This window comes from Streptococcaceae bacterium ESL0729 (assembly GCA_029391995.1).
Lineage (GTDB): Bacteria > Bacillota > Bacilli > Lactobacillales > Streptococcaceae > Floricoccus.
This window is the reverse complement of record CP113924.1, coordinates 983,367-998,662: the sequence shown is the minus strand read 5'-3', so window position 1 is coordinate 998,662 and position 15,296 is coordinate 983,367. Positions and strand designations below refer to the sequence as shown.

Genomic DNA, 15,296 nt, shown 5'->3' with positions numbered 1-15,296 from the left:
ATGAAGGAAAAATATAAGGAATACAAGACTTCGGTTGAAAAATTCTCTAAATTTAAGAATGAACCTGCTTGGATGACTGAGCTCCGTTTAGATGCTCTTGATAAGGCAGACGAGCTTAAGCTTCCACTTATTGAGCGTGTTAAGTATGAACGCTGGCCACTTTTTGACTTTGATAAAACTAACCTTTGTCAAAGTGATGAGCTTGAGATGGATGCTGCAACTGAGGAATTTAGCCATGGAACCCTGATTCAAAAGGCAACTGCTAAGGCATCTGTTCACCTAACAGAAGAATTAACCCAAGCTGGTGTTATCTTCATGGACTTATTTGAAGCCATGAAGGAATATCCTGATTTAGTTCAAAAATACTACATGACTCGTGCAGTTAAGGTTGATGAAGACAAGATGACAGCAGCTCACGCAGCCTTTATGAACGGAGGAGCCTTCCTTTACGTACCAAAGGATGTTGTTATTAAAGAACCCCTTGAGTCACTTTTCTACGGAGGTTCTACAAATGACCGTGACTTTAGACACGTTTTGATTGTAGCGGGAGCAAATAGTAAATTCTCATACCTTGAACGTTTCCAAGAAGTTCCTGAAGGACAGGGACCAAAAACTGCGGCTAATATCATTGTTGAGGTTATTGCTGAAGCGGGAGCTCAGATTAAATTCTCAGCCATTGACCAGCTTGGAGCCAACTATACAAGCTATATGAACCGTCGTGGTCACCTAGACCGTGATGCATCAATTGACTGGGCCATTGGTGTCATGAATGAGGGAAATGTTGTTGCAGACTTTGATTCAGACCTTATGGGAGACGGAAGTCATGCAAGAATTAAGGCTGTGGCTGTATCGACTGGTAAGCAAATCCAAGGGATTGATACCCGCGTTACCAACTACGGTAAAAATTCAGTCGGACACATCCTCCAACACGGTGTAATCCTTGAAGCTGGAACTCTAACATTCAACGGAATTGGTCATATTATTCGTGGTGCCAAGGGTGCTGACGCTCAACAAGAGAGCCGTGTTCTTATGCTTTCAGACAAGGCTCGTAGTGATGCCAACCCAATTCTTCTAATTGATGAAAATGATGTAACAGCAGGACATGCTGCCTCAATCGGGCAGGTTGACCCAGAGGATATGTACTACCTTCAAAGTCGTGGACTTGATACTGATACAGCAGAAAGACTTGTCATCCGTGGCTTCCTAGGTTCTGTTATCACAGAAATTCCTCTAAAAGAAGTACAAGCTGAGATGGTTCAAGTTATTGATAGGAAGCTGGACAAGAGATGATTGATGCCCATCAAATTCGCAAGGATTTTCCCATCCTAGATCAAATCGTTAATGATGAGCCCTTAATCTATCTGGATAATGCAGCAACCACCCAAAAACCCAAGGCTGTTTTAGACAAGCTTAGAGCCTACTATGAACATGATAATGCCAATGTTCACAGGGGTGTTCATACTTTAGCTGAGCGTGCGACCCATGATTATGAAGCTGCAAGAGAGAAGGTTAGAAGCTTTATTGGAGCTGGGTCAACCAAAGAAGTCATCTTTACTAGGGGGACAACAACCTCCCTTAACTGGATTGCTACTTATGCTGGTCAGGTTCTTCAAGAGGGAGACGAGATTGTAATCTCTATCATGGAGCATCATTCAAATATTGTTCCCTGGCAGGAGGCTGCTAAAAAAACAGGAGCCATCCTCAAGTATGTCTACCTTGATGACAAGGGAGAACTTGACATGGCAGGACTTTATGATGCCATCGGTGATAAGACAAAATTTGTATCCATCACCCATGCCTCAAACCTTCTAGGAGTAATCAATCCTGTCAAGGAAATAGCCAGTCATGCTCATAAACATGGGGCCTTGATGGTCGTTGATGGAGCCCAATCTGTCCCTCATATGAAGATTGATGTTAGGGATTTGGATTGTGACTTCTTTGCCTTCTCAGGTCATAAGATGATTGCACCGACAGGAATTGGCGTCCTTTACGGGAAGGAAAGTCTTCTAAAGGAGATGACCCCTCTTGAATTTGGTGGGGAGATGATTGACTTTGTCTATGAACAAAGCTCAAGCTTTAAGGATTTACCTTGGAAGTTTGAAGCTGGTACCCCTAATATCTCTGGAGCTATCGGTCTTGGTGCAGCCATTGACTACTTGGAAAACATCGGTATGGACGAAATTCATGCCTATGAGGCAGAGCTTGTAAGCTATCTGATGCCCAAGCTCCATGAGATTTCAGGACTTACCATCTATGGACCCCGTGATCTATCAAAGAGAAGTGGCGTTATTGCCTTTAATCTTGATAACATCCACCCCCATGATGTAGCTACAGCCCTTGATATGGAAGGAGTTGCAGTAAGGGCAGGCCACCACTGTGCCCAGCCTTTAAACAACTACCTAAATGTAGCTGCAACTGCAAGAGCCAGCCTTTATTTTTACAATACCAAGGAGGACTGTGACAAACTTGTCGACGCCCTCTTAAAGACAAAGGAGTTTTTCAATGGCACTTTCTAGACTAGATAATCTATACCGGGCAGTGATTTTAGACCATTCAAGCCATCCACATAATAGGGGAGTTCTTGAATCAGCCACACAGATTGATTTGAATAATCCAACTTGTGGGGATGTAATCAAGCTTTCAGTTGACTTTGAAGATGATAAAATCTCTCAAATTGCCTTTGAAGGAAACGGCTGTACTATTTCAACAGCCAGTGCTTCAATGATGACAGAAGCTGTTCTTGGTAAAACAAGAGACGAGGCCAGGGCTTTGGCTGATATTTTTTCAGATATGGTTCAAGGTAAAGATGACCCAGATCAGGATAAATTAGGCGAAGCCAAACTTCTAGCAGGTGTTGCCAAATTCCCTCAAAGGATAAAGTGTGCAACCCTTGCTTGGAATGCCCTTAAAAAGGCCCTTGATAATCAAGAAGCCCTAGCAGTAAACTTAGACGAACATTAAAAACTATCATATAGTAAAATTTATAATTTACAGGATGTAAATAGAAAGGATTTGTATGGCAGGAGTACCTGAACTACAAGAGTATAAATACGGCTTTCACGATGACGTAAACCCGATTTATTCAACAGGAAAAGGACTAACAGAAGAGATTGTCCGCCAAATTTCCGCAGAAAAAAATGAACCTGAATGGATGCTTGACTTCCGTTTGAAATCTTTTGAGGCCTTTAATAAAATGAGCCTTCCAGATTGGGGACCAGGATTAGATGATGTTGATTTCGACGATATTATCTACTACCAAAAACCATCTGACAAGCCAGCTCGTGACTGGGATGACGTTCCAGAAAAAATCAAGGAAACATTCGAGAAAATCGGTATCCCTGAAGCAGAGCGTGCCTATCTTGCCGGAGCAAGTGCCCAGTATGAGAGTGAAGTGGTTTACCACAACATGAAGGATGAGTTTACAAAGCTTGGAATTATCTTTACAGATACTGACTCAGCCCTTAAAGAATATCCTGAAATCTTTAAAAAATACTTCGCAAAACTTGTACCACCATCAGACAACAAGCTTGCAGCCCTAAACTCTGCCGTTTGGTCAGGTGGAACCTTCATCTATGTACCAAAAGGTGTTAAGGTCGATGTACCTCTTCAAACTTACTTCCGTATCAACAATGAAAATACTGGTCAGTTTGAGCGTACCCTTATCGTTGTTGACGAGGGAGCAAGCGTTCACTATGTTGAAGGATGTACAGCACCAACTTACTCATCAAACAGCCTCCATGCGGCGGTTGTTGAAATCTTTGCCCTTGAAGGTGCCTATGTTCGTTATTCGACCATCCAAAACTGGTCAGACAACGTCTTCAACCTAGTTACCAAACGTGCCCGTGCCCTTGATAATGCAACAGTTGAGTGGATTGACGGAAACCTTGGTGCTAAAAAAACTATGAAGTATCCAGCTGTTTATCTTGATGGACCTGGAGCTCGTGGTACCATGCTTTCAATTGCCTTCGCTAACGAAGGACAAATCCAGGACACTGGAGCCAAGATGATTCACAATGCCCCACATACATCTTCATCAATTGTTTCAAAATCAATTGCTAAAGGTGGTGGTGAGGTTAACTACCGAGGCCAGGTAACTTTTGGTAAGCCAAGTAAAAAATCAGTATCCCACATTGAATGTGACACTATCATCATGGATGACATTTCAAAATCAGATACTGTACCATTTAATGAAATCCATAATAGCCAAGTTGCCCTTGAGCATGAGGCTAAGGTTTCAAAAATTTCAGAAGAACAACTCTACTACCTCATGAGCCGCGGGCTTAGTGAAGGAGAAGCAACAGAGATGATCGTCATGGGATTTGTGGAACCCTTCACCAAAGAACTTCCAATGGAGTACGCAGTCGAGCTTAACCGCCTGATCAGCTACGAAATGGAAGGTAGTGTCGGATAGAACTGTTATAATAGCTAGGACCCTTGATATGTGAGGGTTCTGGCTTTTTTATTTTGCTATGTATGACAGTATAAATAATCAGTTTTAATTGATGAACAACTAACTAAATATAATTATACTATTTATAGAATTATACAAGTAATTTAATTGAATAGGATAGCGGTTTCGCCTTGTTGTTATTTGATTATTCTAAAGATATTTTTAGATAGAAGAGAATGCTCACTTAGAGAACCCTTTTATAATTTGCAAATGGTTAATAAATTTTGATATGTGAAAAGAAATTAAACGTATATTTAGTATTGATATACTGGGATTTCTGTGTTTCATATGTAAATGGAACGAAAAATATTTTTTGGCTGTAAATTATTACATAGTTGAGGGGGGTTATTGCATATGAAACAACTCTACAAATATTTCACATAGTTTAGATTGTGTTATCAATCTTAATTGAAATAAATATATTTCTTTGATACAATCGAAGTTGAATGAAAATAATGATAGGGAGTTCAATTTTAGATGGGGAAAAAGACAGAGATTAAGAATCCAATTATTAACACTTATTTAGATGATTTTATTGATAAATATGAAATATCTAATTCTAAAGCTAAAGATAAACATGGTCTATTTGAAAAATATATAAATGATATGATTCTAACTTTATATGGAAATGATCCAAGTGCAAATTTTTATGATATGGAAACAAAAACAGCTTTCGGTATCGATGGGATAGCAATTTTTGTTGCTGATAGATTTGTTAAAAGTCCAGAGGACGTGGATGACGTATTGGAGGGATTGAAAAAAATTGATGTTGAATTTTATTTTAGCCAATCAAAAACTGAAAATAGTTTCAATAGGATTGAGATAAGCGATTTTTTAATAGGTATTCGACGCTTTTTCAATTTTGAAAAATGCGAAATACCTGAATTGAAAGAATTTTGGGAAACTGCTAAATATATCTATACAAAAGCAATTAGGTTTAAAGAAAATCCTAAATTAAATGCTATTTTTGCTAGTTTATCTCCCAAAGAAATAAATTCTGAAGATATTCACTTAAAATCAGAAATAGATTTAAAGATAGAAGATTTAGAGAATTTAGCTATGTTTAGTAAAGTATCGCATCCACAATTTTGGGGCTTAAAAGAAATTATGAATTTACATAAAAAAAGTAATTCAGACCTTGAAATTGTTGTTAACATGACTAAAACTCCAGTTACATATCCTAAAGATAAAAGAGGCAAAATTAAAAATGGATACTATGGATTAATAAAGTTGGAAGATTTTATTAACATTTTAACTGATGAAGTTTCTGGAAAGCGTATTTTAAGAAAAGGTATATTTGATGATAATATACGTTATTATTTAGGTTCAGAAGAAAAAATAGAAGTTAATCATAGTATGAGAGAGCAATTACTTGGCACAGATAGCTACCTATTTGGGATATTAAACAATGGAATAACAATTATTAGTGATGAAATAAATTTGAACTCAGAAGAATTAACTTTAATAAATTATCAGGTGGTAAATGGTTGTCAAACAAGTAATGTAATTTTTGAATTAATTGATGAATTGGAAAACAAGGAAGATGTTTATATTCCGGCAAGATTTATTGCTACTGATGATGAAGAAACAAAAAATAGTATTATCAAGGCAACCAATAGTCAAACAACATTAAAACCTGAACAGTTAGCTGCACTAGCACCAATACAAAAGGCCATTGAAGAATGCTATAAATCTAAGAAAATAGAAAATAATTTTGAGTTATTTTATGAAAGAAGAACAGAACAATATAGAGATGAAAATATTCCTAAAACTAAAATAATAAATATTCCACTTCAGATAAAATCGACTTCAGCTATGTTTTTGAATTTACCCCATGAAGTATCAGGGCAATATGGTAAAGTAGAAAAGAAAACTAGAGGGCTGTTGTTCGACGATAGCAAAGATTTCGGTTTGTTAAATGTTTACTACACTAGTGGCTTAACTTGGTATAGAGCAGAACGATATGTATTGAACAATCATGATCGGGCATATAGAAGAGCTAGATGGCATATAATCATGTTGGCTAAGTATATTTGCTGTAAACAAATTAATCTTAGTAACAAAATAGATAAGAATAATAATAAAAATAGTGAAATTATTGAAAAAATAATGTTGAAAGAAAATCAAGCGAATAAAGTTTTTGATGAAGCGATAGAAATAATAAATTCCTGTCTTAAAGAACAATACGGGGGTATTGATATAGATGAAATTTTGAAAGACAGGAAACTTTTTGAGAGAAAGGAAACAACAGATTGGTTACTTTCTTTCGTTGAAAAAAGTTTGCCTAAATAAAATGTGTTTATATCAATGTTAGATAGAAAAAATAATTAGTTATCTAGACCTTTTCATTGTTTCAAAAATATACTATTGCTGTTCATATTTGACAATTTTAATCTAATAATCATTTGTAAACTTGGCTCTTTAAATTACTAGAAAAACTCTTATTAACTTGATTTGATAGTTAATGATATCGTCGGAAACCTTAATAAAACGAGCCTTGATTGAAAAAATTGGACTATAAAAGTAATGTTGTTATTAAAATCTGATTTAGTTAGATTTTCTGTCTAATGAAAGCCTATGAAATTAGATTTGTTTCATTTTATAAATAAAAGAAGAGAGGTGTAAAAACCTCTTTTTTTTCTATACAAAATCTTCTATTTGATCAAGGCTATTTCCTTACCATCATGCAACTTAGATAAATCATTATCAAAAAAATATTGAACTATTCACTAACTTAGTGTAGAATTTCTCCTGTAGGCTAGAAAAACTAGCATTTATTTATAAACATCTTATCAATCCTACAAATCCACCTGAAAGGAAGGAAAATCTCCTATGAATGGGCCAATCTTAGCCGTCATTTCCTTTATCTACATCGTCATTAGCTTTTTACTTAAGAAAAAATCAAAGGTTTGGAATGTTATTCGGAATGTTTGCCGTCTCATGTTTCTCGTCTTTGGGGCTGGACTCCTTATAAATAGCAGGCCAGAGCTCCCGTCAAATATTTTTTCGACAGTTTTTGAAAACAACCTGACCCTTGAAAGCTGTGCAATCTTCCTTTGCACCACCCTTTACATCCTGATAATCTGCGACTCAATCAGTGAGCTTGTGACGCCGCATCATTAAAACGAATCCCTAGAGACTGGTTTTTTATTATTTCTCAAAAACTTCCTCTAAAAACACAATCTCCTGCCTGGGGAAATCGACCCGGGCCTTGATACCTAGGGGGATGATGGTGCGTGGGGTTGCGTGACCAAAGTTGACATTGTAGAGAACAGGAAGGTCGGGGTTAGCTATGACCTCCTTGATTACTTCTTTATATTCATCATAATAAGCTTCGTCTTGGGGTTTACCAAAGATTATCCCTTCAAGAACCTCAAAAATGCCCTGCTCCTTTAGCTTAAGGAGCATTTTTTTGATCATGGCTGGCTTTTCCTTGACCTCTGATGTCTCTAAAAAGAGGATTTTATCCTGCCAATCCTTGAGACTTGGAAAGATTTCGTATTTTTTAATGACTTGAGGTTGGTTAGGGTGGCTGTAGGGAACAAGCATGTCATAAAGGCTATCAAGGCAGCCGCCTAGAAGCTTACCCTCAAATATTGGTCGACCTTGAAGGAGCTCAAAGCCCTTAGAATCTTCATGACAAATCCGCTCCTGACCACAGGCAGCCTTAGAAAAATCGGTCCTCTCTTCATACCAGACGGGGCTTGCCTTAATTTTTTGAAAATCGTAAGCATTATCTAAGTAGTAGTTGAAGTACTCCTCCGTGTAAGGCAGCATGGACTCACTAATCTCACCCAGATCGGTGATAAAGGCCATTCCGTAGTAGCTTACAAGGCCTAGCTTGTAAAGCATGAGGTGGTTGGTAGTTGTGTCCGAAAAGCCTGTAAAAATCTTAGGATTCTTGCGGACCAGCTCCTTAAAATCAGGCTTATCAAGTAAGTAGGGTAGGGTTTTGTAGGTATCGTCCCCTCCGATGGCACAAATAATCCCCTTAATGCTCGCGTCCGAAAAGGCGTCAATCAGATCCTGGGCCCGCTTTTCAGGATGCTCTCTTAGGTAGTCAATTCCCTTGAGGGTGTTAGCCATAAATACAGGCTCAAGTCCCATGGCCCTAAGTCTCGCACAGCCAATCTCAAGATTATGGCTGACAAACTCCTCGCCAAGAATCCCCCGCGAAAGGCTCACAATAGCCACCTTATCTCCTTCTCTCCATCTCTTTGCCTTAATCATCTGCTTGCTCCCTTCTTAATTTGCTTTTTTACTGGCTATAGGCATTAGCAGCTCATTAATTTTACTGGCTATTATAGCATTAAAAAACTTACGGCTAAAAGAAAACCTGTAATTTTTTTCATAAATCCATCCTTAGCATACCTAGTGCTACAAGAACTTGTTAATATTATTACATTATCAGTTGATTAAATATGAAAAAATTGATTAAGAACATTAAAAAACAAATATCTTGGTCAATCTAATATTTTAAACGAACCATATTTTATTATGAAATAAACAGAAAATAAAAGCTTATTTTATGGAAAAACAGGCAAATTTCAGCTGTAATTATCATTTAAAAAGGTAAAATGATATTTTTTTGCAATAATCTTAGCTTATTCTTGCAAACGTTTTCAGAACAATATATAATAATCACATGGTAATAGTAACTTATGTATCAAAATTTGGTAAATGATGTGAAGGAGGTAGCTTATTGTACCAGTAATTGATGGCAGCGGTGCTAGCCAAACTAGTGGCCCTAAGGGTGGGCATATATTGGAGGTATGAATGGAAAAGTACAAAGATTTAGCAAAAAAAATTGTTGAAAATGTGGGTGGAGCTGATAATATCCAGACCTTGACCCACTGTGTTACTAGACTTCGCTTTGTCTTAAAAGATGAGTCAAAGGCTCATGATGATGTCTTGAAAAATATGGATGGTGTGGTAACGGTCATGAAGGCGGGAGGCCAGTACCAGGTGGTTATTGGAAACCACGTGCCTGATGTCTATAGCACAGTCCTTGAAGTGGCTGGGATTGGAGATGGTTCCGCAAGCTCAGAAGGAGCGTCTGAGGTTCACATGAACCCGCTTAACCGTGTTCTTGATTTTATTTCAGGAACAATGATGCCAATGATTTCCCTCTTGTCAGCGTCAGGGATTATCAAGGGTATCAATGCCATGTTTGTCTTTGCCAATGTTTACAATGCTGAAAGTTCTTATTATTTACTATTAAATGCTATCGGGGATGCAATTTTTTACTTCTTCCCAGTATTGATTGGTTTCAATGCAGCCAAGAAACTAAAAACAAATCCTTATGTGGGGATGCTTTTGGGTCTTATTTTATGTTACCCAGCCATTAATGGAGTTGATTTAACCTTTTTTGGTTACACAATGAATGCAACCTATACCACAACAGTTTTACCAGTAATGCTTATTGCAATTCTTGCAGCACCAATTGAGCGTTTCTTTAATAAGATTATTCCTGATGTAGTTAAGGCCTTCATGGTTCCTATGTTTACTCTTTTAATTACAGTGCCAATTGGATTTACCTTGATTGGACCTTTTGCCAACTGGATTGGAAGCCTTCTTGAACAAGGAATCAACTCAATTGTAAACGTCAGCCTTCCACTTGCAGGAGCAGTCTTTGGGGCTATGTGGCAGATATTTGTAATGTTTGGAGTTCATGTGGTAATCCTTACTCCTTCAATGCAAAGTCTAGCTCAAGGAACACCAGATTCACTCTTTGCCTTCATGGCCGGAGTATCATTTGCCCAAACAGCAACAGTATTTGCTATCTGGCTTAAAACTAAGGACAGAAAACTTAAGGAAATTTCTTTCCCAGCGTGGATTTCAGGTATCTTTGGGGTAACTGAGCCAGCCATTTACGGGGTAACTCTTCCAAGGATTAAAATGTTTGTTATTTCATGTATCGGTGGTGCCATTGGTGGTGGACTTATGGGTCTTATGAATGTTAAAGTTTATAATCAAGCAGGACTTGGAGTCTTTGCCCTACCAGGATTCCTAAATCCCGCATCAAGCAGCCTACAAAACGTGATTAACGCACTTATCGCAATCGTAGCTTCTACAGTTATTGCCTTTGTCCTAGCCTACATTGCCTACAAACCTTCTGATGAAGTAACAAATGAAGTAGCAAAAGATACACTTGAACAAGCACCATCAGATGTAGCCTTCGCTGATGAAATCACACCTTTCACATCAGAAGAAATCGTTAGCCCAATGGAAGGTCAAGCCATTCCTTTGAGCCAAGTATCAGATGAAGCCTTCGCTAAGGAAATCATGGGTAAAGGGATTGCAATCAAACCAAGCAAGGGTGAGGCCCACGCACCATGTGACGGTAAAATAACAGCCATTTTCCCAAGCAAACACGCTATCGGTATCACGTCAGTTAACGGTGCTGAAATTCTAATCCACATTGGTATGGACACAGTTAACCTAAATGGTGAATTCTTTGACCTTAAGGTAGTTCAAAATCAAGAAGTCAAACAAGGCGACCTTCTAGTAAGCTTTGATATGGACGAGATTTCAAAACGTGGTTACTCCCTTGAAACTCCAATCATTGTTACAAACTTCATGGAATATGAAGCAATTACACCAGTTGCGACTGGTCAGGTAGCCGTTGGAGACGAGATCATCCAGGTTGAAGCCAAGGAAGAAGAAAAGAAAGCTAGTTAGCTAGCTCATAAAAAGATGGACATCTAGTCTCATCTTTTTATTTTTGGCTAAATTTTTAAAAATTTGTATAATGATAGTAAAATCGAAAGGATGGACTTATGATTAGAGAATTTTCAAGGGTTATTATAAAAGATGCAGACGGGGATTATCTAATCTCCTTGGATAGGGAAAGGCCTTGGAATTTTCCAGGGGGTAAGCAGGAAGCTGGGGAGTTTCCAGAAGACTGTGCCAAACGTGAACTAAAGGAGGAGTTAAATCTTGAGGTCTCAGAGCTTGAAGAAGTCTACACAGATACCTTCCTCTTTGATAATTTAGAGTGGAAGGCTCACTTTTTCTTTGCAGGTAAGGCTTGCGGGAAGGTGACCATTAATGAGCCAGGCAAGATTAAAGGGGTTCAATTTGTCTCAGACCTTAAAGACATTGACTTTGCAAGCCCCCTCAAGCCTTTCTTAGACTACCTACAAGAAAGTGGCATCCTTGAGGATAAGACAACCACATGGTCATAAAAAAAGCGGAAGTAACTTCCGCTTTTTTTCTTTTGATGCCTTCTAATAAAACGATTTCTGCTATAATGAATTAAATAAGTGCGTAAATTTTAGCTTACATAGACCTAGCAGGCAGATTTTTAGAAAGGGCAAGCCATGAATGAGGATATCTTTGAAAAAGAGTTAATTAAATACATAACTGAGATTAATGGTAGTAAGCAGTGGTCCTATGAAGAAGATATCAAGGACACGGCAGGACTTTGGCAAAACTTTAGAAATATTCTTAATCAGCACAATCAGGATAAGTTGGAAAATCCCCTAAGTGATCTGGAATTTGCCCAGGTCAAGGATAGGATATCTTCCCTTGAGTCACCCTATCAGGCAGGCCAGTTCCTTTACGGCCTAAATGGGGTTTCCCAGCTTGAGATAACCCTTGATAAGGGCGACTTGGTTTTTCTTACGGTCTTTGACCAAAGGGAGATTGGAGCGGGAAATACCATCTATCAGGTGGTCAATCAAATCAGGCGGGAGCCAGTTCTTATCGGTAAGCAGCAGAGGCGGTTTGATACCACTCTTTTGATTAACGGGCTTCCGATTATTCAGATTGAGGAGAAGGTGGCGTCCCATGACGCTAATGAGGCCCTCAACCAGATGCACCAGTACGCCTATGAGGGTCAATATGGCGATATTTTTTCGACCCTACAGATTCTTGTAGCCTTAACTCCTAATAGTATCAAGTACATGGCCAATGCTCCAGCTGATAAATTCAATAAGGATTTCGCTTTTAAGTGGCAAATTAAACGAATTAAATAACAATAAATTAAATAACTTTGAAAAAATTTAAATGTTTATAAATCAGTGATTTATAGTTTTTTTGTTTATAGATATTTAAACGAAAATATATTAGTTTGACCAAATTTTGATTAAATAATTATCACAAAGTGTTATATTATAAAATTTATAAAAACATTTACAATATAATTAAGAATTATATTGTATTGCAATTTGTTGTTGTGCTAATTTTAAAAAAGGAATTTAGATCCTTCAAAATGAAGGTTAAGTATGATAAAATGGGAAGCACATGTCATTTAGAAGTATTAATGGCTAGGATAGTGTGAGAGGTAATTATAATGAATTATATTAGTTTATTTAGTTCTTCGGGAGTAGGTTGTTTTGGCTTCAAGCAGGAAATGTTTGATTGTATAGCTACGTCAGAACTGATTGAAAGACGTTTAAATGTACAAAAAGTTAATGGTAAAGTTAAATCTGCAGAGGGATATATTTTAGGAGATATTACGGAACAAGATATTAAAGATAAATTGTTTTCCGTTACGAATAATTATAAAACAAAAAATAAAGTTGATGATGTTGATGTGATAATTTTTACTGCACCATGTCAAGGTATGTCGGTTGCAAATCATAAAAAAAATGACGGAACTATTGAACGTAATTCGTTAGTGGTTGAGGCATTAGAAATTGTAAAAGAAATTAGACCTAAATTTTTTATTGCAGAAAATGTTAGGTCTTTCATGAAAACTAAGTGTATTGATCATGATGTTGAAAAAAATATTTCAGAGGCTTTTTATGATTGGTTGGGTGAAGATTATTTTTATGATTTTAAGATTATAAATTTTAAAGATTTTGGAGCTAATAGCAGTCGTACTCGTACTTTAGTTATTGGTGTTAGAAATGATTTGGCAGATTTTGTGGATTTATATTCACTATTCCCATCAGAGGAAAAATCAAAGTCTTTGAAAGAAATTATTGGCTATTTACCTAGTTTGAATATTATGGGTGAAATCTGTGAATCTGATATATATCATAATTTCAAGAAATATAGAGAAGATATGCGTTCTTGGATTCATGATGTCGAACAAGGACATTCTGCTTTTGAAAATGATGATATTTTACAGCGTCCTCATAGGATTATAAATGGAAATATAGTTCCAAATGTTCAGAAGAATGGTGGAAAGTATATGAGACAAAATTGGAATAATGTTGCTCCTTGTATTCATACAAGAAATGATATAATGGCCAGTCAAAATACCGTACATCCAACTGATGATAGAGTTTTTAGTATTAGAGAGTTAATGATTATGATGAATATTCCAGATGAATTTAAGTGGAGTGAAGTTTCAGAAAGTGTGCTAAATAAATTAAGTTTGGAGGAGAAAGAGAATTATTTAAAAGAACATGAAATTAATATTAGGCAGAGCATTGGAGAAGCAGTTCCTACAGTTATAATGCAAAAAATAGCTAAAAATATTAGGAAGACGTTAGATGGGATTAAATGACAGAAAAATAAATCAGCTTATAGATGAGAATAATCTTCAAAATAGAAAAGATGTTTTGAAATTTGTAAAAGAAAATCCAGAATCATTATCAATAAGTGAATTATCAAGAATTGCTGAATTAGTTAATAATATGAGAAGTGACACGGCAGCGTATTATACTAGTGAATCTATTTTAAATTCGCTAGATGTATTTCTTCCGTATATTGATAAGAAAGAAATACATATTTTAGAACCGTCTGTTGGAGTAGGTAATTTTTTACAATTAATAATTGATAAGTATAAATATGCTGATAAATTAATTATTGAAGTTAACGATATTGACATTGAAAGTATTGAGTTATTGAAGCTTCTAAATACATATAGAAACATTCCAGATAATGTAGAGATAGTTTACAATGACGGCGATTTTCTGAGTCCATTTTTTTCTTCTAAATTTGATAGATATGATTTAATTATTGGAAATCCTCCATTTTTAAAATTAAATAAAAAAAATGGTTTACTTGATTACTCGATTATGTTTGATGATATGACTACAAATAATATGTCTGGTTTTTTTGTTCAAAAAGCTATTTCAATGTCAAATTATGTATCTTTTGTTTTACCTAAATATTTTTTAAGTAATCCAGATTTTGTAGAGACTAGAAATAGGATCGCAACTTATGCGATTGAAAAGATTATAGATTTTGGAGAAAAAGGATTTAAAGGTGTGTTGATTGAAACTATAGCAGTTTTAATTAATACAATTGAGAAACCAGATTTAACTATAAGTTATTCGGTAACTAATGATTTTTATAATGAGCAAAAACAAGAAAAATTAGTGACTAATGAATTTTCTACTTGGTTAATATATAGAAATGATTTTTTTGATAAAATTTATTCGAATATGATATTCTCTGTATTTAAGGTTTTTCGTGATAGACAATTGACAAATAGTGTATTGCAAGATGCTGGAGATATTCGTGTTTTAAAAAGTAAAAATATTGCTAGAGATGGTAAGTCAATTATTTCGATAAGTGGCTATGATAAATATATTGATAAAGATGATTTAAACAGGTTTTCCGTTGGTAATTATTATGAAAGGGATGATGTTTTTTTAAGTCCTAATATGACCTATTATCCAAGGGTTATAAGAAAACCTAAGGATGTTATTGTTAATGGATCTGTAGCAATTTTAGAAAATATATCTGAATATGAAATTACAGATAAGCATTTGAAATTTCTTAGTAGTGAAGTGTTTTCGAAATTTTATAGTATTGCTCGAAATTTAAGTACGAGAAGTTTAAATATAGATTCAAATTCTGTTAAGTTTTTTGGTCTCTACAATGGTGAGGTTGATGATTTTTTTTTAAAATAATGATATAATCGTGTAAAATTCATCTGGAGGAT

The 15,296-nt window shown here is 36.0% G+C and carries 11 protein-coding genes and 1 pseudogene; 11 read left to right on the top strand and 1 reads right to left on the bottom strand.

Going from position 1 to position 15,296, the window contains the following annotated elements; translation table 11 throughout:
- From sufD to OZX68_04975, 6 genes are all read left to right on the top strand, one after another.
- On the top strand, nt 1–1,290 hold the full coding sequence (gene sufD, locus OZX68_05000) for a Fe-S cluster assembly protein SufD (protein WEV60286.1): 1,290 nt from the start codon (nt 1–3) through the stop codon (nt 1,288–1,290).
- The gene (locus tag OZX68_04995; protein WEV60285.1) at nt 1,287–2,516 is read left to right on the top strand and encodes a cysteine desulfurase; all 1,230 of its coding nucleotides are present in this window, start codon (nt 1,287–1,289) and stop codon (nt 2,514–2,516) included. The genes sufD and OZX68_04995 overlap by 4 nt, the downstream gene beginning before the upstream one ends.
- Complete coding sequence (locus OZX68_04990) at nt 2,503–2,961, top strand: SUF system NifU family Fe-S cluster assembly protein (protein ID WEV60284.1); 459 nt, start codon at nt 2,503–2,505, stop codon at nt 2,959–2,961. Before OZX68_04995 ends, OZX68_04990 begins: the two co-directional genes overlap by 14 nt.
- Before the next feature lie 55 nt (nt 2,962–3,016).
- Nucleotides 3,017–4,411 (top strand): Fe-S cluster assembly protein SufB, encoded by a 1,395-nt coding sequence (gene sufB, locus OZX68_04985; protein WEV60283.1) that lies wholly within the window; start codon nt 3,017–3,019, stop codon nt 4,409–4,411.
- A gap of 516 nt (nt 4,412–4,927) precedes the next feature.
- Entirely contained in the window at nt 4,928–6,742 is a 1,815-nt protein-coding gene (locus tag OZX68_04980) for an AIPR family protein (protein ID WEV60282.1), read from the top strand.
- Nucleotides 6,743–7,282: 540 nt separating this feature from the next.
- Nucleotides 7,283–7,573 carry a hypothetical protein gene (locus tag OZX68_04975; protein WEV60281.1) on the top strand — a complete coding sequence of 97 codons (291 nt, stop codon included), beginning with the start codon at nt 7,283–7,285 and terminating at the stop codon, nt 7,571–7,573.
- Between the two features lie 27 nt (nt 7,574–7,600).
- Here the strand turns inward: OZX68_04975 and OZX68_04970 are convergent, their stop codons facing one another.
- Nucleotides 7,601–8,680 carry an LD-carboxypeptidase gene (locus tag OZX68_04970; GenBank protein ID WEV60280.1) on the bottom strand — a complete coding sequence of 360 codons (1,080 nt, stop codon included), beginning with the start codon at nt 8,678–8,680 and terminating at the stop codon, nt 7,601–7,603.
- A gap of 546 nt (nt 8,681–9,226) precedes the next feature.
- Between OZX68_04970 and OZX68_04965 the strand changes: the two genes are divergently transcribed.
- The 5 genes and pseudogenes from OZX68_04965 (at nt 9,227) to OZX68_04945 (ending at nt 15,264) form a co-directional block, all read left to right on the top strand.
- A complete protein-coding gene (locus tag OZX68_04965; protein WEV60279.1) occupies nt 9,227–11,131 on the top strand; it encodes a beta-glucoside-specific PTS transporter subunit IIABC in 1,905 nt (634 codons plus the stop codon).
- A gap of 98 nt (nt 11,132–11,229) precedes the next feature.
- Nucleotides 11,230–11,637 (top strand): NUDIX hydrolase, encoded by a 408-nt coding sequence (locus OZX68_04960; protein WEV60278.1) that lies wholly within the window; start codon nt 11,230–11,232, stop codon nt 11,635–11,637.
- Between the two features lie 135 nt (nt 11,638–11,772).
- Nucleotides 11,773–12,417, top strand: a pseudogene (locus OZX68_04955) (type I restriction endonuclease).
- 329 nt (nt 12,418–12,746) lie between these two features.
- Nucleotides 12,747–13,910 carry a DNA cytosine methyltransferase gene (locus OZX68_04950; protein WEV60277.1) on the top strand — a complete coding sequence of 388 codons (1,164 nt, stop codon included), beginning with the start codon at nt 12,747–12,749 and terminating at the stop codon, nt 13,908–13,910.
- The gene (locus tag OZX68_04945) at nt 13,897–15,264 is read left to right on the top strand and encodes an Eco57I restriction-modification methylase domain-containing protein (protein ID WEV60276.1); all 1,368 of its coding nucleotides are present in this window, start codon (nt 13,897–13,899) and stop codon (nt 15,262–15,264) included. The genes OZX68_04950 and OZX68_04945 overlap by 14 nt, the downstream gene beginning before the upstream one ends.
- Nucleotides 15,265–15,296: the final 32 nt, after the last annotated feature.

Bases quoted from the DNA above. Each gene is read 5' to 3' on its own strand.
- OZX68_04965 (WEV60279.1), top strand. From the start codon at position 9,227: ATGGAAAAGTACAAAGATTTAGCAAAAAAAATTGTTGAAAATGTGGGT.
- OZX68_04970 (WEV60280.1), bottom strand. From the start codon at position 8,680: ATGATTAAGGCAAAGAGATGGAGAGAAGGAGATAAGGTGGCTATTGTG.
- OZX68_04960 (WEV60278.1), top strand. From the start codon at position 11,230: ATGATTAGAGAATTTTCAAGGGTTATTATAAAAGATGCAGACGGGGAT.
- sufB (WEV60283.1), top strand. From the start codon at position 3,017: ATGGCAGGAGTACCTGAACTACAAGAGTATAAATACGGCTTTCACGAT.
- OZX68_04945 (WEV60276.1), top strand. From the start codon at position 13,897: ATGGGATTAAATGACAGAAAAATAAATCAGCTTATAGATGAGAATAAT.
- OZX68_04975 (WEV60281.1), top strand. From the start codon at position 7,283: ATGAATGGGCCAATCTTAGCCGTCATTTCCTTTATCTACATCGTCATT.
- OZX68_04980 (WEV60282.1), top strand. From the start codon at position 4,928: ATGGGGAAAAAGACAGAGATTAAGAATCCAATTATTAACACTTATTTA.
- OZX68_04990 (WEV60284.1), top strand. From the start codon at position 2,503: ATGGCACTTTCTAGACTAGATAATCTATACCGGGCAGTGATTTTAGAC.
- sufD (WEV60286.1), top strand. From the start codon at position 1: ATGAAGGAAAAATATAAGGAATACAAGACTTCGGTTGAAAAATTCTCT.
- OZX68_04995 (WEV60285.1), top strand. From the start codon at position 1,287: ATGATTGATGCCCATCAAATTCGCAAGGATTTTCCCATCCTAGATCAA.
- OZX68_04950 (WEV60277.1), top strand. From the start codon at position 12,747: ATGAATTATATTAGTTTATTTAGTTCTTCGGGAGTAGGTTGTTTTGGC.